This window comes from Shinella yambaruensis, assembly GCF_022899355.1.
Taxonomy (GTDB): domain Bacteria; phylum Pseudomonadota; class Alphaproteobacteria; order Rhizobiales; family Rhizobiaceae; genus Shinella; species Shinella yambaruensis.
This window is the reverse complement of the sequence record NZ_JALJCK010000010.1, coordinates 254,392-276,630: the sequence shown is the minus strand read 5'-3', so window position 1 is coordinate 276,630 and position 22,239 is coordinate 254,392. Positions and strand designations below refer to the sequence as shown.

General features: G+C 66.1%; 16 protein-coding genes and 1 riboswitch. Of the genes, 6 read left to right on the top strand and 10 right to left on the bottom strand.

Features of this window, described 5'->3' with window-relative positions:
• Nucleotides 1-92 precede the first annotated feature (92 nt).
• On the bottom strand, nt 93-929 hold the full coding sequence (locus tag MUU56_RS23320; protein WP_244769653.1) for a UDP-2,3-diacylglucosamine diphosphatase: 837 nt from the start codon (nt 927-929) through the stop codon (nt 93-95).
• Between the two features lie 235 nt (nt 930-1,164).
• Between MUU56_RS23320 and MUU56_RS23315 the strand changes: the two genes are divergently transcribed.
• Nucleotides 1,165-3,477, top strand: a complete 2,313-nt coding sequence (locus MUU56_RS23315; RefSeq protein WP_244769652.1) for an NADP-dependent malic enzyme — start codon at nt 1,165-1,167, stop codon at nt 3,475-3,477.
• A gap of 113 nt (nt 3,478-3,590) precedes the next feature.
• Here MUU56_RS23315 and MUU56_RS23310 read toward each other — a convergent pair whose 3' ends face one another.
• A complete protein-coding gene (locus MUU56_RS23310; protein ID WP_244769651.1) occupies nt 3,591-3,953 on the bottom strand; it encodes a winged helix-turn-helix transcriptional regulator in 363 nt (120 codons plus the stop codon).
• Nucleotides 3,954-4,063: 110 nt separating this feature from the next.
• Between MUU56_RS23310 and MUU56_RS23305 the strand changes: the two genes are divergently transcribed.
• Entirely contained in the window at nt 4,064-4,771 is a 708-nt protein-coding gene (locus MUU56_RS23305) for a glutathione S-transferase family protein (RefSeq protein WP_244769650.1), read from the top strand.
• A gap of 159 nt (nt 4,772-4,930) precedes the next feature.
• Here MUU56_RS23305 and MUU56_RS23300 read toward each other — a convergent pair whose 3' ends face one another.
• Nucleotides 4,931-6,517: an ABC-F family ATP-binding cassette domain-containing protein gene (locus MUU56_RS23300; protein ID WP_244769649.1), complete on the bottom strand. Its 1,587-nt coding sequence runs from the start codon at nt 6,515-6,517 to the stop codon at nt 4,931-4,933.
• 151 nt (nt 6,518-6,668) lie between these two features.
• Nucleotides 6,669-7,730 (bottom strand): phytanoyl-CoA dioxygenase family protein, encoded by a 1,062-nt coding sequence (locus tag MUU56_RS23295; RefSeq protein WP_244769648.1) that lies wholly within the window; start codon nt 7,728-7,730, stop codon nt 6,669-6,671.
• Nucleotides 7,731-7,997: 267 nt separating this feature from the next.
• On the opposite strand from MUU56_RS23295, the gene MUU56_RS23290 reads away from it, so the two are divergent.
• The gene (locus tag MUU56_RS23290) at nt 7,998-9,104 is read left to right on the top strand and encodes a DUF2865 domain-containing protein (RefSeq protein ID WP_244769647.1); all 1,107 of its coding nucleotides are present in this window, start codon (nt 7,998-8,000) and stop codon (nt 9,102-9,104) included.
• Here the strand turns inward: MUU56_RS23290 and bluB are convergent.
• The 5 genes from bluB to MUU56_RS23265 form a co-directional block, all read right to left on the bottom strand.
• On the bottom strand, nt 9,097-9,789 hold the full coding sequence (gene bluB, locus MUU56_RS23285; RefSeq protein WP_244769646.1) for a 5,6-dimethylbenzimidazole synthase: 693 nt from the start codon (nt 9,787-9,789) through the stop codon (nt 9,097-9,099). The genes MUU56_RS23290 and bluB overlap by 8 nt on opposite strands.
• A 46-nt stretch (nt 9,790-9,835) precedes the next feature.
• Nucleotides 9,836-10,056, bottom strand: a riboswitch (cobalamin riboswitch).
• A gap of 56 nt (nt 10,057-10,112) precedes the next feature.
• Nucleotides 10,113-10,931 carry an SDR family oxidoreductase gene (locus MUU56_RS23280; protein WP_244769645.1) on the bottom strand — a complete coding sequence of 273 codons (819 nt, stop codon included), beginning with the start codon at nt 10,929-10,931 and terminating at the stop codon, nt 10,113-10,115.
• Nucleotides 10,932-11,162: 231 nt separating this feature from the next.
• Nucleotides 11,163-12,623 carry a sensor domain-containing diguanylate cyclase gene (locus MUU56_RS23275; RefSeq protein ID WP_244769644.1) on the bottom strand — a complete coding sequence of 487 codons (1,461 nt, stop codon included), beginning with the start codon at nt 12,621-12,623 and terminating at the stop codon, nt 11,163-11,165.
• A gap of 150 nt (nt 12,624-12,773) precedes the next feature.
• A complete protein-coding gene (locus MUU56_RS23270) occupies nt 12,774-13,121 on the bottom strand; it encodes a hypothetical protein (RefSeq protein ID WP_244769643.1) in 348 nt (115 codons plus the stop codon).
• Nucleotides 13,122-13,124: 3 nt separating this feature from the next.
• Complete coding sequence (locus MUU56_RS23265) at nt 13,125-14,804, bottom strand: NAD+ synthase (protein ID WP_244769642.1); 1,680 nt, start codon at nt 14,802-14,804, stop codon at nt 13,125-13,127.
• 313 nt (nt 14,805-15,117) lie between these two features.
• On the opposite strand from MUU56_RS23265, the gene MUU56_RS23260 reads away from it, so the two are divergent.
• On the top strand, nt 15,118-17,046 hold the full coding sequence (locus MUU56_RS23260) for an LTA synthase family protein (RefSeq protein ID WP_398431432.1): 1,929 nt from the start codon (nt 15,118-15,120) through the stop codon (nt 17,044-17,046).
• Nucleotides 17,047-17,158: 112 nt separating this feature from the next.
• On the opposite strand, the gene MUU56_RS23255 is transcribed toward MUU56_RS23260, so the two are convergent.
• Nucleotides 17,159-19,033: a L,D-transpeptidase family protein gene (locus MUU56_RS23255; protein WP_244769641.1), complete on the bottom strand. Its 1,875-nt coding sequence runs from the start codon at nt 19,031-19,033 to the stop codon at nt 17,159-17,161.
• A 473-nt stretch (nt 19,034-19,506) separates the two neighbouring features.
• Between MUU56_RS23255 and fumC the strand changes: the two genes are divergently transcribed.
• A complete protein-coding gene (fumC, locus tag MUU56_RS23250) occupies nt 19,507-20,955 on the top strand; it encodes a class II fumarate hydratase (protein WP_317633302.1) in 1,449 nt (482 codons plus the stop codon).
• 167 nt (nt 20,956-21,122) lie between these two features.
• Nucleotides 21,123-22,193 carry a GGDEF domain-containing protein gene (locus MUU56_RS23245; RefSeq protein ID WP_244769639.1) on the top strand — a complete coding sequence of 357 codons (1,071 nt, stop codon included), beginning with the start codon at nt 21,123-21,125 and terminating at the stop codon, nt 22,191-22,193.
• The last annotated feature ends 46 nt before the right edge of the window (nt 22,194-22,239 follow it).

Here is a 22,239-nt window from a genome sequence, read left to right as displayed (position 1 = left end):
GTTGGAACGCCCCGGCTCTAGCATGCCGACGTACGTACGCCAATGCGCTATTTCTGCCCGCGGGCCGGAAGGCCGAACAGGTGAAAGCCGGCTTACGCCGCCTCCGGCTCCCGGGCTTCGATCGCCAGCATCCGGCGCGAGACCGGAACCACCTCGGCAGGGCTCGATGCGAGCATCTGCCAGGTGATCAGCTCCATCTCGCCGTCGTGATGCTCGGCGATCGCCGTGCAGCTCTCCACCCAGTCGCCGCTGTTGATGTAGCGGATGCCGTCGATCTCGATGATGACGGCGTGGTGGATGTGGCCGCAGATCACGCCGTCGGCATCGTGGCGCCGCGCCTCCTCGACCACCACCTTCTGGAACTCGCCGATGAAGTTCACCGCCGTCTTCACCTGCTGCTTGGCCCAGGAGGAGAAGGACCAGTACGGCAGGCCGAGCCGGCGGCGGATGGCGGCGAAGACGACGTTGATGGCGATGGCCGCGTCATAGGCCCAGTCGCCGAGATAGGCGACGACGCGGGCATGGCGCACGACGACGTCGAACTCGTCGCCATGCAGCACGAGGTAGCGCTTGCCGTCGGCAGCCTCGTGGATGATGCGGTCGGCCACTTCCACGCCGCCGAAATGGGTGCCCGGGAAGTCGCGCAGGAACTCGTCGTGGTTGCCGGGAATGTAGATGATGCGCGTGCCCTTGCGCGCCTTGCGCAGAAGCTTCTGCGTGACGTCGTTGAAGGCCTGCGGCCAGTACCAGTTGCGCTTCAGGCGCCAGCCGTCGACGATGTCGCCGACGAGCACGATCGTCTCGGCTTCGTGATGCCGCAGGAAGTCGATCAGGAAGTCCGCCTTGGCCGCCTTCGATCCCAGATGCACGTCCGAGATGAACAACGTGCGGAAATGGCGGACATTCGGGTCGGCGAGGGTCGCGGTCATGCGTCTGTCTCCGGGTGGCCGGCCGCCGCGGTGGTCGTCGTAAGGGGCGGCTTTCACCCCGTTGAAAACCAGACTCCTGTTTCAGATTGATGACACACCTATGCCTTTTTCGATGGCAAATAGGCATTGCACAGACCGCTGATTGCGGCTTTATGGAAGACTCGGAAAACCTCACGTCGCGGCGGTTTCGTGCAAAGAAGGGCCGCAACGAAAACAGCATATGGCAGGGAGCATCATGAGCACGGGTGACAAATCGCGGACGCAGGACGGTCCGGCAAGCGGCGACATCGACCAGCAGGCCCTCTTCTTCCACCGTCACCCCCGCCCCGGCAAGCTCGAGATCAACCCGACCAAGCCGCTCGGCAACCAGCGCGACCTGGCGCTCGCCTATTCGCCCGGCGTCGCCGCGCCCTGCCTCGCCATCCGCGACGACGCCAACACGGCCGCCGACTACACGGCGCGCGCCAACCTCGTCGCCGTCGTCTCCAACGGCACGGCCGTGCTCGGCCTCGGCAATATCGGCCCGCTCGCCTCCAAGCCCGTGATGGAAGGCAAGGCGGTGCTCTTCAAGAAGTTCGCCGGCATCGACGTCTTCGACATCGAGATCGACGCCCCGACCGTGGACGAGATGGTCAATGTCGTCTCCGCGCTGGAGCCGACCTTCGGCGGCATCAACCTGGAAGACATCAAGGCGCCGGAATGTTTCGAGGTGGAGCGCCAGCTGCGCGAGAAGATGGACATCCCCGTCTTCCACGACGACCAGCACGGCACGGCGATCATCGTCGCCGCCGCGGTCCTCAACGGCCTGGAGCTCGCCGGCAAGGCGCTTTCCGACGCCAAGATCGTCGCCTCGGGCGCGGGCGCGGCCGCGCTTGCCTGTCTCAACCAGCTCGTCTCGCTCGGCGCGAAGGTCGAGAACATCTGGGTGCACGACATCGAGGGCCTCGTCTACAAGGGCCGCGAGGCCCTGATGGACCAGTGGAAGAGCGTCTATGCGCAGGAGACGGACAAGCGCCAGCTCTCCGAGACCATCGACGGCGCCGACGTCTTCCTCGGCCTTTCGGCCGCCGGCGTCCTGAAGCCGGAACTGCTCGCCCGCATGGCGGAGAAGCCGCTGATCATGGCGCTCGCCAACCCGACGCCGGAGATCATGCCCGAGGAGGCGCGCGCCGCTCGCCCGGACGCGATGATCTGCACCGGCCGCTCGGACTTCCCCAACCAGGTCAACAACGTCCTCTGCTTCCCCTACATCTTCCGCGGCGCGCTCGATTGCGGCGCGCGCACGATCAACGAGGAGATGAAGATGGCCGCCGTGCGCGCCATCGCCTCCCTCGCCCGCGAGGAAGTGTCCGACGTCGCCGCCCGCGCCTATTCCGGCGATACGCCGAGCTTCGGCCCGAACTACCTCATCCCCTCGCCCTTCGACCAGCGCCTCATCCTGCGCATCGCGCCGGCCGTCGCGCGCGCGGCGGCCGAAACCGGCGTGGCGATGCGCCCGATCACCGATTTCGACGCCTATCTCGACCAGCTCAACCGCTTCGTCTGGCGTTCGGGCTTCATCATGAAGCCGATCTTCGCCGCCGCGAAGAACGCTGCCCGCAAGCGCGTGATCTTCGCCGAAGGCGAGGACGAGCGCGTGCTGCGCGCCGCCCAGGTGCTGCTGGAGGAGGACATCGCCAAGCCGATCCTCATCGGCCGCCCGCAGATCATCGAGACGCGCCTCAAGCGCTACGGCCTGCGCATCCGCCCGCAGACCGACTTCGAGGTCGTTAACCCCGAGGACGATCCGCGCTACCGCGACTATGTGGACGACTATTTCCGCATCGTCGGCCGCCGCGGCGTCATCCCGGAAGCCGCGCGCACCATCGTGCGCACCAACCAGACGGTCATCGGCGCGCTGGCCCTCAAGCGTGGCGAGGCCGATGCGCTGATCTGCGGCGTCGAGGGGCGTTATGCCAAGCACCTGCGCGACGTCAGCCAGATCATCGGCAAGAAGGAGGGCGTGCTCGACTTCTCCGGGCTCAGCCTGCTGATCTCGCAGCGCGGCGCCACCTTCTTCACCGACACCTATGTCACCTTCGACCCGACGGCCGAGGAAGTGGCGCAGATGACGGTGATGGCCGCGCAGGAAATCCGCCGCTTCGGCATCACGCCGCGCGCCGCCCTCGTCTCCCATTCGAACTTCGGCTCGCGCGATTCCGACAGCGCCTTCAAGATGCGCCGCGCCATGGAGATGGTGCACGAGATGGACCCGACGCTCGAGGCGGACGGCGAGATGCACGGAGACGCCGCGATCTCCGAGGCCCTGCGCCAGCGCGTCATGCCGAATTCGACGCTGTCCGGCGAAGCCAACCTCCTGGTCTTCCCCAATCTCGACGCCGCCAACATCACGCTCGGCGTGGTCAAGACCATGACGGACAGCCTGCACGTCGGCCCGATCCTGCTCGGCGCCGCCATGCCCGCCCATATCCTCTCGCCGTCGGTCACCTCGCGCGGCGTGGTGAACATGGCCGCGCTTGCCGTGGTGGAAGCCTCCAACCCGGCCTGACCGATCTAGAGCAATTCCAGCAGAAGTGCGTAGCGGTTTTGCGTCCGGAATTGCGTAAAAACAAACAGATAGATCGTTTTCGCGATTCGAAGAAAAGCGGAAATGCTCCAGCCTTACGAAACGGTCGCCGCCTCGGCGGCCGTTTTCGTTTGCGGCGCCGGGCGCCCGGCATCCCGCGCCTCCCACCAGTCGCCGAGCGCGTCGACCAGCGGCAGCAGCGTCAGGCCGGATGGCGTGAGGTCGTATTCGACCCGCAGCGGATAGCCGTCGAAGACCGTCCGCCGCACGATGCCCGCCTTTTCCAGCTTGCGCAGTTCCAGCGTCAGGATGCGGTGCGAGACGGTCGGGTTGTCGCGCCTGAGGTCGCTGAAGCGCTTCGTGCCGTCCTTCAGGTAGTAGATCAGCAGGGTCGGCCAGCGGCCGCTCAGCACCTGCATGACCTCCTCGATCGGGCAGCGGGAAACGAGATCCTTCATGGCGGGCTCCGGCATGGTGACAAAAATGTGCGTAATTTACATGGGGGCAGGCAAGGCTTAGGTCCAGTGTCGCTGCGCAGCGTGGTCAACAGAAATCACGGAGAAGAACATTGGAACCGATCCTCGTCTACGGCTTCCCCGCCGGAAGCTCCATGGGCCTCGTCGCCGCGCTGGAATGGCTGGGAAAACCCTACCGCCTCTGCCGCGTCGACATGCTGGGCGAAATGCGCGACCCGTCCTATGCCCGCCTCAACGCCCGGCACGAAACGCCGGCCCTCGTCACCGATGACGGCCGGGTGATCACCGAGACCATGGCCATCGCCCACTGGATCGCCGCGCGCGACACCGAACGGCGCATCAGCTTCGATCCCGCAACGCCGGAGGCCGACCGCATGGTCCAGCTGATGGCCTATCTCAACACCGGATTCACCGGTGCCTTCAGCCCGCTCTGGGCGGCGCTCGAACTGGAGACGCCGGACCCGGTGCTGGAGGAGTCGCTCCGCCGCTGGGGCCACGAGGGCGTCATCGAGCGGCACGACAAGCTGGAGGCGATGCTCGGCGACACGCCCTACCTTGTCGGCGACCGCCCGACGCTTGCGGACGGCGTGCTCATCGGCGTCGCCCGGTGGCTCGATTACCACGCGGTCGCGCCGGCAAGCCGCTGGCCCCGCATCGCGGCCATCCGCGGCCGGCTGGAGGCCGACCCCGCCGTCGCGTTCGCCACCGCAGTGGAAAGCGGCGAGACACCAGCCGGCTCAGGCGCCTTCAAGGGCCACGTGCCGCTTGCCGAGGTCATTGCGCGTTTCGGCCGGAGCTAGGCGGAACGCGACTCGAGACCGGGTTGAGGACTGCAAGGCCTTCCCCCGCACGCCTTCGTCATCCTCGGGCTTGCCCCGAGGATCCACGCTCCGGGTGCGGCGTGGATGGCCGGGTGAGAACCGACCTGACGGAGGAATGGGCGGCGGCCCGGCATCATCTCATATCGCCGAAAGCGCCAGCCGGCGCGTCATGCCGATCGCCGCAAGAAACGCCTCGTCGTGGCTGACGACGAGGAGCGCGCCGTCATAGGCCCGCAGCCCCGCCTCCACCGCCTCGATCGAATCGATGTCCAGATGGTTCGTCGGCTCGTCGAGGATCAGCAGCGCCGGCGGCCTGTCGCCGCCGAGGACGCAAGCAAGGCCGGCGCGCAGCAGCTGCCCGCCCGAAAGGCTGCCGGTGGCCTGCAGGGCGGCATCCGCGCGGAACATGAACCGCGCCAGCGCCGCCCGACAGGCATTCTCGCCGGCCTCGGGATTGATCCGGCGAAAGTTGTCGCGGATCGACAGGGCCGGATCGAGCAGGCTCACCTTCTGGTCGAGCATGGCGGCGTCCGCAAGGAGGCGCACGCTGCCCTGCCAGGGGTCAAGCGCGCCGGTGACGAGCGCCAGAAAGGTCGTCTTGCCCGCCCCGTTCGGCCCCGTCACGGCCACCCGCTCCGGCCCGGTCATGGTGAAGGACAGGTCGCGGATGACCGGGTGATCCGCCCGGTAGCCGGCGGTGACGCCGTCCATCCGGAGCACCGTCCTGCCGGCGGAAAGATGCGTCGGCGGCACGGCGACGGTCAGCGGCTGGAGGATCTCGATGCGCTCGCGCGCCGCCGCCACCGCCTCGCCCGCCTGCGCCTGCCGGTTTTCCGCCAGCCGCGCATTGGCGCCGCCCGTCAGCTCGCTGCGCTCCTTCATGGCGCCCAGCATGATGCGCGGAATGTCGCCGCGCGCCCTCTTGCGGCGGCCGGCGCGGTCCTTGCGCGCCTTGCGCTCGGCGACGACCTGCATGGTGCGCGCCACCTCGGCGGCGTGCTTTTCCGCATCCGCAAGGTCGCGATGGGCGGCGGCAAGCTCCAGCGCCTTGCGTTCTCGATAGGCGCTCCAGTTGCCGCCATAGCGGGTCGCGCCGAGTGTCGTCAGCTCGACGATGGCATCCATGGTCTCCAGCAGCGCGCGGTCGTGGCTGACGACGATCGCCCCCGCCCGCCAGCCGGCAAGGAGATCGATGACCGCCTGCCGCCCGTCGCGGTCGAGATTGTTCGTCGGCTCGTCAAGCAGCAGGAAGTCGGGCTCGCGGAAGATGAGGGCGGCGAGCGCCGCACGGGTGCGCTGTCCGCCGGAAAGGGCGGCAAGCGGCGTCTGCGGCTCCGCCTCCAGCCCGACGCGGGCAAGTGCGGCGGCAAGCCGCGCCTCCAGCGTCCAGTCCGCATCGGCAAGGGCGTCGGCATCCGCCTCCCCGCGCGCGGCGCGGGAAAGCAGGTCGAGCGCCCCGGCGATGCCGAACAGGCTGGCGACGGTTTCCTGCGGGCTGACCTGCACGCTCTGGCGCAGGAGCCCGAGCGTGCCGTTCACGGTGACGCTGCCGGCCTGCGGCACCAGCGCGCCGGTCACGAGCTTCAGCAGCGTCGTCTTGCCGACGCCGTTGCGGCCGATGAGGCCGGCGCGCTCGGCGCCGAAGGTCAGGTCGAGATCGGAAAGGAGGGCGTGGCCGTCAGGCGTGGACCACCGGATTTTCGAGAGGGTGATGGAATGCGGCATGGATACGGATTTCCCCGAGGACAAAACGAAGTCGGTTTGCGGTCGGGTTGAAATCCATGGTGCACCATCCGGTCGGCATTGCGTTGCCGGAAATCTAGGGACGAACCGGCCGCGTTGCAAGGGCGGCGGCCGGGTCGTCCGGTCTCGAGGCTCAGGCCGAGGGCTGCTTCAGCCGCTTCGACCACTCATCGGCCTTGCCCTGGCCGGCATCCTTCCAGGGCGAGCCCTTGAGGCCGAGCTTTGCGCGAAAACCCATGGCGGAGATGATCAGCCGGTTCATGCCGGAGGCGATGAAGGGCAGCGAAGCGATGTGCAGGCCGGTGAACGGCAGGAAGGGGTTGCGGCGCAGCGAGCCGTAGATCTCGATGCGCGTCGTCGTCTTGTAGCTCGGGCTGCGGGCATGGAAGCCGTGCGTGTCGGCGACGACCAGGGTGTTCGCCTTCACCGTCATCTTGACTGGCTGGCCATAACCCAGCGCCGTCAGCTCGTCCGGCATGATGCGCAGCGAGCCGCGCGCGGAATACTTGTTCTCGATCGCATCGGCATTCTCGCTGATGCGGCGCTCCCAGGCGAGGCGCTGCGGTGTCATCTCGTGCGAGCCCGGCACATAGGCGAACGGACCGTCCTCCTCGCCGACATCGCGCAGGAAGAGCCATGCCTTGGCCGTCGGCTGGAACGTGTCGCTGTGCAGCGCGGTCTGCGGATCGGTCGAGCCCTGCGTGACGACGGACGGCAGCGCCATCACCACCTGCACGACGAGCAGCGGCTGGCCGGCATGGGACGAGACGTAGCGCAGGAGGTTTGTGATGCGCGGGTCGTTGCGCGCCGCCTTGAAGCCCGGCAGGCTTTCGAGGTCGCTGTCGTCGATGATCGCGCGGCGCGTGACGGTATCGCCCTGCAACATGTCGTAGCGCTCGAAATCCCGCTCGGCGATCTCGCGGATGACCGCCTCGAAGACCTCCGGCGACAGGAAGTTCTCGATCTTCACGAACCCGTTCTCGGCATATTGCCGGCGGTATTCCGGGGCGACGAGGTTCTCCAGCTTCCTGCGGCGCCAGGCGGCCATGCGCATGGCGAGCGAGACGCGCTTTTCGTGCAGGCCCTTCCGGTTCAGCCATTTGCTGCCGATGATGGGATTGTCCGCGAAGGATTTTGCGCCGGACGCGAGCTGGAGCGCGTACCAGGGGCTGAGCAAGATGGACGAAATGCGCATGATGACCTGCCTGCAAGGGCCGGTTTCCGCCAGGGGCGGTTGCGCGGCAAGGGCGCAGACCGGCTGTTGAGTTTGACGAGAGTGCTACACCAAGGCCCAGGGGAGATCAATTGCGGGGCACGACCAAAAAGATGAATACGCAACTCATATTTTATGACCGGCGTTAATCACAAATCCGGGAGCGCGTTGCGCTTCCCCCGCCACGGCCTATGATAGGGTCGTACGTGCGGCCGATCGCGGCCCATCCACATTCACGGGATCGATGATTTGAAAGGGTCTGTCCGCCTCCTCCTTGCCATTGCGACCGGGCTGACGCTCGCCTTTTCGGGCGGCACGGCGGCGGCGGGCGTGTGCGAGCGGCTTCAGGCGGAGCTTGCCAACCTGCCCAAGGTGGTGGTCGACACCGCAAGCGCCCGCAAATATGCCGGCGCCATCGCCCGCCAGAACATCCAGCTGCGCAAGGCCAGGAGCGACCAGCGCCGTCTCGGCTGCTCGAGCGGCAGCATCATCGTCATCGGCGGCGCGAATGCGGAGGCCTGCGGCACGCTCGCGACGGTCATCGGCAAGATGGTGCGCAACCTCGAAATCCTCGACAAGAAGCGCCGCGAATTTGCCGGCGGTACGTCCTCGCAGGGCAAGCGCAACCGCCTCACCGCCCTCCTGGAAAGCAATGGCTGCGGCGACGAGGCAAGGGTCATGCCGGTCGCGGCGACGGAAACGCTGCGCACGCTCGACGACAGGCGCACCCTGCCGCTCGGCACCGCCCCGGAAGGCAGCGAGCGCCTGCAGCTGCGCACGCAAGGCGGCAGCAACGGCCATGGCAACCTGCGCACCGTCTGCGTGCGCACCTGCGACGGCGGTTTCTTCCCGATCTCCTCCGGCGCGACGCCGCTCGACTTCCGGCGTGACCAGAAGGTCTGCGCGATGATGTGCCCGCAGACCGAGACGGAATTGTTCTACCAGTCGATGACCAGCGGCCAGGAAACCGAGCAGATGACCTCCACCGTCACCGGCCGGCCCTATTACGAGATGCCGAACGCCTTCTCCTACCGCACGCGCGACCTCTCCAAGCCCGGCACCTGCGGCTGCAATCTTTCTGCCTATTACCAGGAGATGATCAAGCGCGAGAAAGCGCTGAAGGGCGAGGGCGAGACGGCCCGCGCCGGCGCGGGAGACGAGGCGGAGACCGGCTCGATCACCACCATCCGCACCCTGCCCAAGAAGGTGGAAACCCCGGTCAAGGTGCCGGCGAAGGTCGAGGAACGCGACTACGACCCGGCGAACAGCAAGGTGCGCACGGTCGGCCCGGTCTTCCTGCCGGCCAACGAATCCGCCATCGACCTCGGCCGCCCGGTGGATGCCGGCGTCAACTGACGCCCTCCCCCGGCCAGCGCTCCTCGAACACCAGCTCTTCCAGCGGCAGGCGCTGCCGCCATCCCTTCACCGCCAGTTCCGGCTCGCCATAGAGCCGGTCGACGAAGCCGACGCAGAGCCAGGCGACGATCTCGACATGGGCGGGGATGCCGAGGATCGAACGGATGTCGCTGTCGTGGAAGATGCTGACCCAGCCGACGCCCACGCCTTCCGCCCGCGCCGCCAGCCACAGGTTCTGCACGGCGCAGACGGTGGAATAGACATCCATGCGCGGATTGTGCGTGCGGCCGAGCACCACGCCGCCGCCGCGGGTCGGATCGCAGGTGACGCAGATCGACAGCGGCGCCTTCAGGATGCCCTCGAGCTTCAGCGCGCGATACTGCGCCTGCCGCTCCCCTTGGAACATCGCCGCCGCCTCGCCATTGGCCTTCAGGAAGGCCGCATGCACCGCCCGCCGTGTCTCAGCGCCACGCACCAGAAGGAAGTTCCACGGCTGCATGAAGCCGACGGACGGGGCGTTGTGGGCGGCCTGCAGCAGGCGGCCGACGAGATCGTCCGGCAGCGGATCGGGCAGGAACTGGTCGCGCACGTCGCGGCGCGTTTCGATGGCACGGTAGACGGCCTGCCTTTCCTCGCGGGAAAAGGCGCCCGCCCGGACCAGAGGGTCCAAGGGTTCGCTTCGCATCGTCATCTCCCCAACAATGCGTCACGACCTGCCGCCGTCCGCGCGGTTCGGTCTATCGTGCCAGGCCGGTCTTCTGACTTCGGGTCACGCGGCCGACGCCTGCCTTCCCGGTTGAACAACCAGTGGCAAAAGCTTGAATCGATTCAAGCTTTCATGGCGCAGACCATCCCCGTCACAGCGTTGGGCACGTTCCGGACCTGGGCCTTCCGCCCGCACCGGATTCCCGATTCTCCCGCCGGAGCGGGCACCTGACGCGAAGGATATGCGCACGACGCGCGGGCGCGATCAAGCCCGTCCGCGCCACACGTCGCCGCGTCTGCGCCTCAGAGCGGGGCCTCCGGATGGGGCGAGCCGTCATAGGCGCCCCAGACCGACTGGTCGAAGCAAATCACCGAGCCGGTCATCAGACCGGATTCCGGCGAGGAGAGATAGGCGCAGGCCCGCGCCACCTCGGCCGGATCGACGAGCCGCCCGAAGGGCTGGCTTGCCGCGGCCTTGGCCAGCCAGTCGTCGGCCGCGCCGTGGAATTCGCGCTGGATGCGGTCCTCGCCCTCCGAGGCCATCCAGCCGATATTGAGGCCGTTGACACGGATGCGGTTGCGCAGCACGGCATAGGCCGTGTTCTTGGTCAGCGTCTCCAGCGCGCCCTTGGAGGCGCAATAGGCGGAAATGAAAGGCTGGCCGGCCTTGGCCGACATCGAGCCGATATTGACGATGGTGCCCTCGGTCTTCTCGCGCCGCATCACCTTGATCGCCTCCTGCATCAGGAAGAACGGCGCTCGCACATTGACCGCGAACATGCGGTCGAAGAGCTCGGGGCTCGTATCGAGGATCGTGCCGCGGTCTGTGATGGCGGCGGCATTGACCAGCGCATCCACGCGGCCGAAGGCCTCGTCGCAGGCGGCAATGACCGCGCGCGCATCCTCGACCGCGCCGAGGTCGGCCTTCACATAGAGCGTCGCCACACCCGTCGCGCCGGAGATCTCCTTCGCCTTCGCCTCGCCCTTGGCGGCATTGCGCCCGCAGATGACGAGGCCCGCCGCGCCCCGCTCGGCAAAGAGCCGGGCGATCGTCGCGCCCAGTCCCTGCGTTCCTCCCGTGACGACGGCGATCTTGCCGTCCAGCCGCGCACCCTCGCTCATGCCATGCCTCCCTTGCAAACCGGCCGGCGCTTCCCGGCGAACCGCAAGAAGCCGACCGGCACCTGACTCACTCAGCAAGCAAAGCCTCTATCCAACTGTTTCTCAACTCATTTCTGGAGGCCGAAGCGAACCGGCCCGATTGCCCTTGCCGAAGGTCAGCCGCAATGTGAGACACCCCTGACCAGAAAACCTGTGGAAACAAGGCGCTAGGGAGCTTCAGCACAAGCGGCCTCAAGCCGCGCGCGCCGTGCCGGCCTCGGCAACCGCATCGCGGCCCATATCGCCCGCATGCACGGCGCGATTGCGCCCGCCATTCTTGGCCGCATAGAGCGCGGCATCCGCCATCACCATCACGTCATGCAGGCTGCCGCCGTGGTCGGGGAACTGGGCGATGCCGGCGCTGCCGCCGATCGCCAGAAGCTGCCCGTCATGCGCGATCGGCGTCTGCGCATCCCGCACGAGGCTTTCGGCGAGATCGAGGAGCGCCTCCCGGCTGAAGGCGCCGGTGAGCAGCACGGAAAACTCGTCGCCACCGAGGCGCACCACCGAGCCGAGCGTGCCGATGCGCTCGGAAAAGCGCCGGGCGACGGTCTGCAGCACCGCATCGCCCGCCGCATGGCCGTACCGGTCGTTGACGGCCTTGAACCGGTCGAGGTCGAGCGCGAGGATCGAGAAGGGCCGGCTCTCGCCCTTGCGGATCGCGCGGCGCACCTCCTCGTCGAAGCCGCTGCGGTTCTTCAGCCCCGTCAGCGGATCGTGCCGCGCGAGGAAGGCGTTCTGCGCCTCGCTGCGCTGCAGCGCCTTGACGAGCGCGGAAAAGCGCAGCGTGACGAAGAGCATGACGCCGGCAAAGACCAGCACGAACATCGCGATCTGCGGCAGCGCCGATTTCCACACGAAGGTGCCGGGCATATTCGGCCGCCAGGAGGCGACCATCGGATTATAGGTGTCGGCGCCGACCGGCGTCATCACCAGCCCCGGCTCCTGCGTCACGATGGGCGTGAAGCCGAGATCGTGCACGCCGAGCCGCCGCTCGGTGTTCAGAAGCATCTTCTGCGAGACGGGCTTGACCGTGATCAGCAGCGTCGGCTGCATCCGGCTTGCGGGAATGTAAAGCGACTTCGGAATGACCGCCTGCACGACGACGATGCTCATGACCCGGTCGATGAGGCGCATGCCGGAGACGTGGATTTGCGGCAGCGCCGGCGTCAGGAGGTCGGGATCCTCCTTGGCGCCCTCGACCTGCCAGCCGCCGCGATCGGGCGACAGTGCCTCCCGGTAGGCCCGCTCCGCCTTCAGCGTGAGGTCGCTCACCCAGTGCAGCTTCTCGCGTGCCTTGCGTTCGGAGACCTTGTCGCCGCGATGGACGCCGAGCACCTTCTCGCCGCCCGGCGTGGTGAAGATCATCCAGGAGAACCCGAAGTCGGCCCACATCCAGTCGCGGATCTGGTCGCGCACGAAGGCATCGCCCGGCATGCCGTCCTTCAGTTCGTCGAAGGTCTTGTCCCAGAAGGAAATCTGGCTCTGGTACTGCACCACCTGGTCGATCTGGTGGCTGAACTCGTTGCGCACCAGCGTGCGTTCCGTCTCGGCGACGAAGCTGTCGGCCCGCTCGATCGCATAGTCGAGCACGAGATAATTGGCGGCCCCGAAGAGCAGGACGATCATCACCGCCGCCGTGCGGATCGCCAAACCAACCCCGCGTCGCCGCGTCGCGCGGCCCCCTTGCGCCTTGCCCGTCATTGTTTCCCTGCCTGTCCCCCGCCGGTTTGCCCGGCTTTGTTGAACGAAGGCTAGCTGACAGACGGCAAAATTCGCTTAAGCGGGCTGGTGAGCGAAAACTTAACTCCGGCTGGCCGGATCTGGGAAGCCCTCAGGCCCCCTCTCCTCGCCCGCCGAGAGTTTCCGGCAGATCGACTGCATCAGGACGAGGTTGCGCTGGTCGCGCCAGGTGGTGACGAACCCCCAGGCGAGGAGAAGCAGGATGGAGAGGAAGGCGACGCCGAGGACGACGAGGCCGCCGGTCGCAAGGCCGTAGAGGCCGAAAACCGCCGGCGTCGCGAAATAGGCGATCTGCGCCAAAAGCTGCCGTCCGGCTGAAAGGTCGCTCAGCGACCACAGCCGGATCAGCCGGATTTCCTCCTCGGTGAAGGCCGGGCGAGCGGCCGGCGCGTCGGCAGGCCCGTCCACGCCCTACCCCCGGTCGCGATAGCGGTTGGTGATCGGGTAGCGCCGGTCGCGGCCGAAATTCTTCTTGGTAATCTTCACGCCTGGGGCGGACTGGCGGCGCTTGTATTCGGCGATGTAGAGCAGGTGCTCGATCCGGTGCACGGTCGCCGCGTCATGCCCGCGTGCGACGATCTCCTCGGTGCTCATCTCCAGCTCCACCAGGCATTCGAGGATGTCGTCGAGCACCGGATAGGGCGGCAGCGAATCCTGGTCGGTCTGGTTGGGGCGCAGCTCCGCGGACGGTGCCTTGTCGATGATGTTCTTCGGGATCACCTCTCCCGTCGGCCCGAGCGCGCCCGGCGGCACATGTGCGTTGCGCCAGCGCGAAATGGCGTAGACCTGCATCTTGTAGAGGTCCTTGATCGGGTTGAAGCCGCCGTTCATGTCGCCGTAGAGCGTCGCATAGCCGACCGACATCTCCGACTTGTTGCCGGTCGTGACGACCATCGAGCCGAACTTGTTGGAGACCGCCATGAGGATGGTTCCGCGCGCGCGGCTCTGGAGGTTCTCCTCGGTAATGCCTTCCTCGGTGCCCTCGAAGAGCTCCGAAAGCGAGGAGAGGAAGCCGGTCACCGGCGCCTCGATCGGCACGATGTCGTAGCGGCAGCCGAGCAGCCGGGCGCAATCGGCCGCGTCCTTCAGCGAATCCCTCGACGTATAGCGATAGGGCATCATGATGCAGCGCACCCGTTCCTCGCCGAGCGCATCGACGGCGATCGCCGCGCAGATCGCCGAATCGATGCCGCCGGACAGGCCGAGCACGACGTTCTTGAAGCCGTTCTTGTTGACGTAGTCGCGAAAGCCGAGCAGGCAGGCGCGGTAGTCCGCCTCCTCCTTCTCGGGAATGCGCGACGTCGGCCCGCCGTCGCAGACCCAGCCGTCCGCACGCTTCTTCCAGGTGGTCAGCGCGATCGTCTCCTCGAACTGGCTCATCTGGAAGGCGAGCGACTTGTCGGCGTTGAAGGCGAAGCTGGCGCCGTCGAAGACCAGCTCGTCCTGGCCGCCGAGCTGGTTGGCGTAGATGAGCGGCAGGCCGGTCTCGATGACCTGCTTCAGGGCGACCTGGTGGCGGATGTCGACCTTGCCGCGATAGTAGGGCGAGCCGTTCGGCGACAGCAGGATTTCCGCGCCGCTCTCGGCCAGCGTCTCGCAGACGCCGAGATCGCCCCAGATGTCCTCGCAGATCGGGATGCCGAGGCGCACGCCACGGAAATTGACGGGACCCGGCATCGCGCCCTGGTCGAAGACGCGTTTTTCGTCGAATTCGCCGTAGTTCGGCAGGTCCACCTTGTCGCGCACCGCGATCACCTTGCCGCCGTCGATGACGGCGACCGCGTTGTAGCGCCCCGTCTCGTCCTGCCTTGGAAAGCCGATGATGACGCCGGGGCCGCCCCTGGCGGTATCGGCAGCGAGATCGTCGACGGCGCGCCGGCAGGCCTTCAGGAAGGCGGGCTTCAGCACGAGGTCTTCCGGCGGATAGCCGGAGATGAAGAGTTCGGTCAGGAGCAGCAGGTCGGCGCCCTGCCGGGCGGCATCCTCGCGGGCAGCGCGCGCCTTGGCGAGGTTGCCGGCGACGTCGCCGACGGTCGGGTTCAATTGCGCAACCGCGATGCGCAGCGTCGCCCTGCCCTGATCTGAGGTCATGTCTTGATCGGAAGTCATGTCTGCGGACCCATCTCCTGCTGGTGCCCGAGCCTGCGGCCGCGCGTCGCTGTCGCACTCTCGAACGGTCGACAAGCTCTTTAGAGCATGGCGGGCGTTTTGGGAATGAAGGGCGGAACCTTTGCCGGCGCTTTCGGCGGAAATGTCCGGTTTTCAAGGGGTTCGGCGCGCCACCGCAGCCCTGCGGCGCAGGAACCAAAACAGGGGAAGAACGTTGCAGAAAACGTTCATCTCCTGTTCAAGATGACAACCGTATGACAGATACACGAAACTTTCATGAAATCTGGAGACGGCCTTGGCCCTGCTCACCTCCGCCACCGTGGCGATCAATGCAAACGAAGAGATCGCCGCCGAGGCAGGCTTCTTCGCGCGTCACGCCAAGGCGCTCGCCGTCCTGCGTTCGCTTGCCGTTTCCGGGCTTCTCGCGCTCCTCACCGTCGTCGTCGTCGAATTCGTCACGCGCGGCTCGCTCGACCAGACATGGAGTTATTTCACCAATCCCGGACAGCCGGCCTGGACGACGACCGGCGTCTTCTTCCTGCTCTATCTCGCCATCGACGCGCTGATCGGCCGCCAGCACAAGGCCGTCCTGCTCGTCTCGCCGCTCGTCGTGCTGATGGGCGTGATCTCCCAGCAGAAGCAGGTCTTCCTCACCGATCCGCTCTATCCGACGGACCTTCTCTTCGGCCGCCAGATCCTGGAGCTGATGCCGGTGCTGGTGCAGGACCGGCCGTGGACGGCCGCCCTCCTCGCGCTCGCCGTGCTTGCCTCGGTCGTCGGCCTTGTCAGCCTCTGGGTCTTCGCCTGGCGCCGTTTCCGGCCGCTGACGAAGAAGGAGCGCCTGACGCGGCTTGCCGTCGCGCTGCCGCTTCTGGTCGGCTTCGTCTCCGTCATGGACTACAACGAGTTCTCCTGGGTCCGCGACCGGCTGAAGGTCTTCCCGATCATGTGGGACCAGGCGGAGAACTATCGCCACAACGGCTTCGTCATGGCCTTCGCCATCAACCTGCCGATGGCCAACGTGCAGACTCCTGCCGGCTACATGACCGAGGCGATCGACAAGATCCCGTCCAAGCCCATGCCGGTCGGCACGAGCCACCGCGGCAAGCCTGACGTCATCGTCGTCATGAGCGAATCGCTGTGGGACCCGACACGCCTTGAAAGCGTGAAGCTCTCGGCCGACCCGATGCCGGTGATCCGCGAGAACCAGGGCGGCGGCGTCTTCTCCCCGGAATTCGGCGGGCTGACCGCCAATGTCGAGTTCGAGGCGCTGACGGGCTTTTCCAACGCCTTCCTGCCGATGGGCTCGATCCCCTACCAGCAATATGTGCGCAAGCCGATCCCTTCGCTCGCTACCTTCTTCCGGGCGGAAGGCTATACCGCGCGCGCCATCCACCCGTTCTCCGGCTGGTTCTGGAACCGCACGAGCGTCTACAAGGCCTTCGGCTTCGAGACCTTCAAGGACGTCGAGAAGATGCCTCCGCTGGAAAAGCGCGGCAACTTCACCTCCGACGAGGCGCTGACGAAGGAGCTCATCCGCCAGGCGGACATGCAGGATGACCCGTTCTTCTTCTTCACCGTCACCCTGCAGGGCCACGGCCCCTATGACGACGGCCGCTACGCGAAGACCGACATCAAGGTCGACGGCAGGCTCGACGCCCGCGACAACCGCATGCTGGCAAGCTACGCCCAGGGCGTCAAGGAAGCCGACAGCAGCCTGAAGATGCTGATGGACTGGGCGAAGCAACGCGACCGCGAGACGATCATCGTCGTCTTCGGCGACCATCTTCCGCCGCTCAACACGGTCTACAGGAATTCCGGCTACATGAAGGGCATCACCGCCTCGCGCAAGGGGTCTCCCGAGCAGATGAAGAAGGAGCACGAGACCCCGCTCGTCATCTGGTCGAACAAATCCGGCGCGCAAAAGGAGATCGGCACGATCAGTCCGGCCTTCCTGTCCTACTACATCCTCAAGGAAGCCGGCTTCGAGCATCCCTACTACACCGGCTTCCTCGGCGCGGTGCACGACAAGCTGCGCGTCATCGACCGCTACATGCTGATCGACGCCAAGGGCAACGGCACGGCCGGCTGGGCCCGCAAGAAGGCGATCGACCCGCTGGTGCGCGACTTCCGCTTCCTGCAGCACGACATCATGTTCGGCAAGCAGTACGGCCTCGAGCGCTTCTTCAATTCCCATGCGGAACTGATGGCGGCAGGCTCCTGATTTCCCGGCCAATCGGCTTTCAGGACGATCGCTCAACGAAAGAGGCGCCCGATGAGGGCGCCTCACATTCCATTGCCGGGAAGGATCCGCTGAGCTGAAGCGGAGGGCTCGGTCAGCCCTCCCCCTGCCGCGCCTTCTGCGTGGCGGTGAAGGCCTTGCGCATGTAGCTGTCGCGGTCATAGACGTCGTCGAAATACTCGACCACGCCGTCCTTGTTCGGCCAGGCGGTGAAATAGGCGATGTAGATCGGGATATCCGCCTTGACGTTCAGCGCCTTGTTGCGGCCGGCGGCGATTTCCTTGCCGACCTCCGCCTCGCTGATGCCCAGCACGGCGGCCGCCATCTTGCGGGGCTCGGCAAGGCGCACGCAGCCATGGCTCAACGCCCGCATGTCCCTCTTGAAGAAGCTCTTCGACGGCGTGTCGTGCATGTAGATGGCATGGCTGTTCGGGAACAGGATCTTCAGTTCCCCCAGCGCATTGTCGCCGCTCGGCGGCTGGCGAACGGAAACGCCGGCGGTCGATCCGTACCAGTTGACCGAGGACGACGCCACCGCGCGGCCGCCGACGGCAACCTCGTAGCCCATGCGGTCGAGATAGGACGGATCGTTCCGGAGCTTCGGCAGCATCTCGTTGATGATGATCGACTGCGGCACGCCCCAATAGGGGTTCACCTCGACGGTCTGCACCTTGTCCTCGAAGAAATAGGTCTGGTTCGATTTCGAGCCGACCACCGTGCGCATCGAGAACTTCTCCGCGCCGTCCTCATGGTAATAGACCTGGAAGGCCGGCTGGTTGATGAAGACGTGGCGGGCGCCGAGATCGACCGGCAGCCAGCGCGCCTGTTCCAGCGCCACTTCCAGCTTGGCGATCTTGTCGGCGACCGAATCGCCGCCCGTGAGCTTGCGGATCGATGCCTTGCCGACGACGCCGTCCGGCTTCAGCCCGTTCTCCTTCTGGAAGGCCTCGACGAGCGCGACCAGCTCGGGCGTGTATTCCGGCGTGTCCTTGTAGGTGGCGATGGCAAGCGAATGATCGGTCTTCAGCGCATCCGAGCCGTGCTTGACGATGCCCTTGACGACATTGGCAAGCTCCGGGTTGCTCTGGCCCGGCTTCAGCAGCGTGTCCTCGGCGATGACGACGCGGTCCTCGCCCGACGTCTCGGCCCTCAGCTTGGCGAGCTCCGCCTTCAGCGCCCGGAAATCGCCGCTCGCCGGCGAGCGGCTTTCGAGATAGCCCCTGACATTGCTGCTCATCGCCACGTTCTTCAGCGCCGCGACGAGGTTGACCTCCTTGCGCTTGAAGTCGTGGTAGCCGGAAATCCGGTTCGGATCGATGCGGCCGCGCACGGCGTCCTGCACATAGGTGGCGACGGCGGCGGAAAGGCCGACCTCGAAGGCGGCGAGCTCGCTGTAGCGCGCATTCATGTCGGCGCCGTCGAAGCTTTCCGCCGGAATCTTGACCGCATAGTCCCAGGGGTCGAGGCCCACGGACGCCGCATCGGCCAGCACCGCGATGGCGGTCTTCGCCTTGTCGTTGATGCCGGTGCCGTCGATCCAGACGAATTTCCTCTGCGTACCGTAGAAGGTCTCGACCGCCTTGGCGGCATCCGGCGTCGCACGCACGTCGACGGTGGAGAAGGCGGCGCGCACGCCCGCATCGCCGGCCGGCGCCACATCGGCCGAAATGGAGCTGGTGACGACCGGGTCGGCGAGCGTATCGACGGCGACGCGCTTCAGGGCGTCCGCCTTGTAGGTGTAGTAGCGCGGGCCGGTGACGCGCGGCAGCGGCTTTGCCGCCTGCTTCGTCTCGGCGCCGGGCAGCGCCACGCCGGTCGTGACGCCGGGGAGCGGCTCGGCCTTCTGCTTCTTCTTGCCGTTCAGCCATTCCATGACGGTAAGGGCGTTGGCGGGTGTCGCATGGAGCGAAATGGTGGCGCAGGAGAGAGCCAGCGTGGCGGCCAGCATGGCAGTCTTGGTAAGCTTCATCTGTATTCCATTCCCCGAATGAACCGTACGTCACGGTCTCTGGCGGCGCCCGAACCAGCAGGCCGGTAAGTTATAGGAAAGGATGGTTGATGAAAAGGAAACGCCCCTTCCCGCCCTCTCCGCAAAACCTCACGAATCCGTGACGCCTGACCTGGCAAGCCAGACGGATGAGGCCCGGTAAAAATTTGAATTGCCGGCGATTTTTTCCGCGGGAAGCGCAAATCCCCGAGGACGCGCCCGGAGCGCGAAAAAAAACGAGCGGACGATTGTGATGGAAAAGGCACAGCGCCGGAAGCCCCGGCCGGGCCTGCCGGCGACCGCGCGCCGGCCTAATCGATTTTAACCCAAAGTCTCGTCCCGCACGGTCATTCCGCCCCTTGCAACCCCGTCGCAGATGGGCCAGAGATTTGCGCGATTTTTTCGCGCCAGCGCGGGGCCTTGGGGGCACGCGCGTGCCCGGCCTGCCGCCTCCCATGCGGCGGCATCGCCGGCGGCTCACCGAAGCGCATGGGTATTTAGCGGGAAGCACAATGACATCGACGCGCACGGAAACGGATACATTCGGCCCCATCGAAGTGGAGAACAGCCGCTATTGGGGCGCGCAGGCCCAGCGCTCGCTCGGCAACTTCAAGATCGGCTGGGAAAAGCAGCCGCTGTCGGTCGTGCGTGCGCTCGGCATCGTCAAGCAGGCCGCCGCCCGCGCCAACATGGAGCTGAACCGCCTCGACCCCGCCATCGGCAAGGCGATCACGGAAGCGGCCCAGGAAGTCATCGACGGCAAGCTCAACGATCATTTCCCGCTCGTCGTCTGGCAGACGGGCTCGGGCACCCAGTCGAACATGAACGCCAACGAGGTGATCTCCAACCGGGCGATCGAGATGCTCGGCGGCGTCATGGGCTCGAAGAAGCCGGTCCATCCGAACGACCACGTCAATATGAGCCAGTCGTCGAACGACACCTATCCGACGGCCATGCACATCGCCTGCGCCGAGCGCATAGTCCATGACCTGCTGCCGGCGCTGAAGCACCTGCATGCGGCCCTCGAAGCCAAGGTGAAGGCCTTCGACCACATCATCAAGATCGGCCGCACGCACACGCAGGACGCCACCCCGCTGACGCTCGGCCAGGAATTCTCCGGCTACGCCGCGCAGGTCGCCTCCTCCATCAAGCGCGTCGAGATGACGCTGCCGGGCCTGTGCGAGCTCGCCCAGGGCGGCACCGCCGTCGGCACCGGCCTCAACGCCCCGGTCGGCTTCGCCGAAAAGGTCGCCGCGCACATCACCGCGATCACCGGCATCGACTTCAAGACCGCGCCGAACAAGTTCGAGGCGCTGGCCGCCCACGATTCTATGGTGTTCTCGCACGGCGCGATCAATGCGGCCGCCGCCGCGCTGTTCAAGATCGCCAACGACATCCGCTTCCTCGGCTCCGGCCCGCGCTCGGGCCTCGGCGAGCTGGCGCTGCCGGAAAACGAACCCGGCTCGTCCATCATGCCCGGCAAGGTCAACCCGACCCAGTGCGAGGCCCTCACCCAGGTCTGCGCCCAGGTCTTCGGCAATCACGCCTCCCTCACCTTCGCCGGCAGCCAGGGCCATTTCGAGCTGAACGTCTTCAACCCGCTGATGGCCTACAACTTCCTGCAGTCCGTCCAGCTCCTCTCCGACGCCGCAATCTCCTTCACGGACAATTGCGTCGTGGGCATCGAGGCCCGCGAGGACAACATCAAGGCCGCGCTCGACCGTTCGCTGATGCTCGTCACCGCGCTCGCCCCGAAGATCGGCTACGACAACGCCGCCAAGATCGCCAAGACCGCGCACAAGAACGGCACCACGCTGCGCGAGGAAGCCGTGGGCGGCGGCTATGTCACGAACGAGGAATTCGACGCGGTTGTACGCCCGGAAAAAATGATTATGCCGGGTTGAGGCAGAATTTTCGAAAATTCTTCTACAAGGGCCGCAGATCATTGAATCTGCGGCCTTTTTTGATGTCCGCCTGCCGTTGCGGCACCTGCAACCGTTAATCATTCCCAAAGCATTTATGTCTAATTTTGCGGGTCGGGAGCCAACGAAGGAAATCAGGAGCAGCCGACATGAACACGGCCGTTGCGCAAAAGGTCCAGGTGCCGGATATCGCCGCGCAAGTGACCTATGCGATGCGCATAATGGGGGTCTCTCCCATCCCGCGGAACTACGAGCTGTTCTATGAGGCCTACATCGGTTCCAACCCCAAGCTGACGCGGGAGCTCGCCGCGCTCGGCAGCAAGGCCTCGCAGGAGGAACTGGACGAGATCGGCGCCCAGTATTTCGGCCATCACCACGGCGCCACCGCCATCGACGGCGTGCACACGCGGATCGCCGGCGAGCTCGAGGGCCTGCTGCGCCTCCTCAAGCAGGAGCAGACCTCGCTCGAAAGCTACAACAGGCTGCTCGACGAGACCTTCGTGCGCATCAGCGGCAAGAGCGCCACCAGCGTCGACATCATCAAGAGCGTCATCGGCGTGCTGACGGAGGCGACCGGCGACACCATCAGCCAGGGCAAGGAGATGGTGCAGAACGTCGCGCAGAAGTCGATCGAGATGGACATCGTGCGCAAGGAACTCGACGAGTACAAGCGCATCGCCAACACGGATTCCCTGACGCAGCTTTCCAACCGCCGCGCCTTCGACGACAAGCTCTCCGCCATCTACAACTCGACCTTGTCGCGCAACGTCACCGCGCTGATCCTCGCCGATATCGACCATTTCAAGAAGATCAACGACACCTATGGCCATCCCGTCGGCGACAAGATCCTCGCCTCCGTCGGCAGCCTGATCCGCGCGAACGTGCGCAAGGACATCCTCGTCGCCCGCACCGGCGGGGAGGAATTCGCGATGATCGTCGAGGGCAATACCGAGGAAGAGGCCATGGCGATCGCCGAGCGCATCCGCATCGCGCTGGAGCACACGCCCTTCAAGAACTCCAAGACCGGCGTCAACTACGGCCCGATCACCATCTCGCTCGGCTTCTGCATGGCCTCCTGGGCGGAAGGCCCGGGCGAGCTCTATTCCAAGGCCGACATCGCCCTCTATTGCGCCAAGAACGGCGGGCGCAACCGCACCATGCCCTTCGAGGACGGCATGAAGAAGGATTTCACCAAGAGCTGGCTGATCTACCGCAAGTAGGCGGCCCGCACTTCCCGAAAACGGCGCCTGCGGGCGCCGTTCCGCA

Coding starts and splice junctions, on each gene's coding strand:
- bluB (WP_244769646.1), bottom strand. CDS start 9,789: ATGCGAAGCGAACCCTTGGACCCTCTGGTCCGGGCGGGCGCCTTTTCC.
- MUU56_RS23315 (WP_244769652.1), top strand. CDS start 1,165: ATGAGCACGGGTGACAAATCGCGGACGCAGGACGGTCCGGCAAGCGGC.
- MUU56_RS23320 (WP_244769653.1), bottom strand. CDS start 929: ATGACCGCGACCCTCGCCGACCCGAATGTCCGCCATTTCCGCACGTTG.
- MUU56_RS23255 (WP_244769641.1), bottom strand. CDS start 19,033: ATGAAGCTTACCAAGACTGCCATGCTGGCCGCCACGCTGGCTCTCTCC.
- MUU56_RS23300 (WP_244769649.1), bottom strand. CDS start 6,517: ATGCCGCATTCCATCACCCTCTCGAAAATCCGGTGGTCCACGCCTGAC.
- MUU56_RS23245 (WP_244769639.1), top strand. CDS start 21,123: ATGAACACGGCCGTTGCGCAAAAGGTCCAGGTGCCGGATATCGCCGCG.
- fumC (WP_317633302.1), top strand. CDS start 19,507: ATGCGGCGGCATCGCCGGCGGCTCACCGAAGCGCATGGGTATTTAGCG.
- MUU56_RS23310 (WP_244769651.1), bottom strand. CDS start 3,953: ATGAAGGATCTCGTTTCCCGCTGCCCGATCGAGGAGGTCATGCAGGTG.
- MUU56_RS23280 (WP_244769645.1), bottom strand. CDS start 10,931: ATGAGCGAGGGTGCGCGGCTGGACGGCAAGATCGCCGTCGTCACGGGA.
- MUU56_RS23265 (WP_244769642.1), bottom strand. CDS start 14,804: ATGACCTCAGATCAGGGCAGGGCGACGCTGCGCATCGCGGTTGCGCAA.
- MUU56_RS23295 (WP_244769648.1), bottom strand. CDS start 7,730: ATGCGCATTTCGTCCATCTTGCTCAGCCCCTGGTACGCGCTCCAGCTC.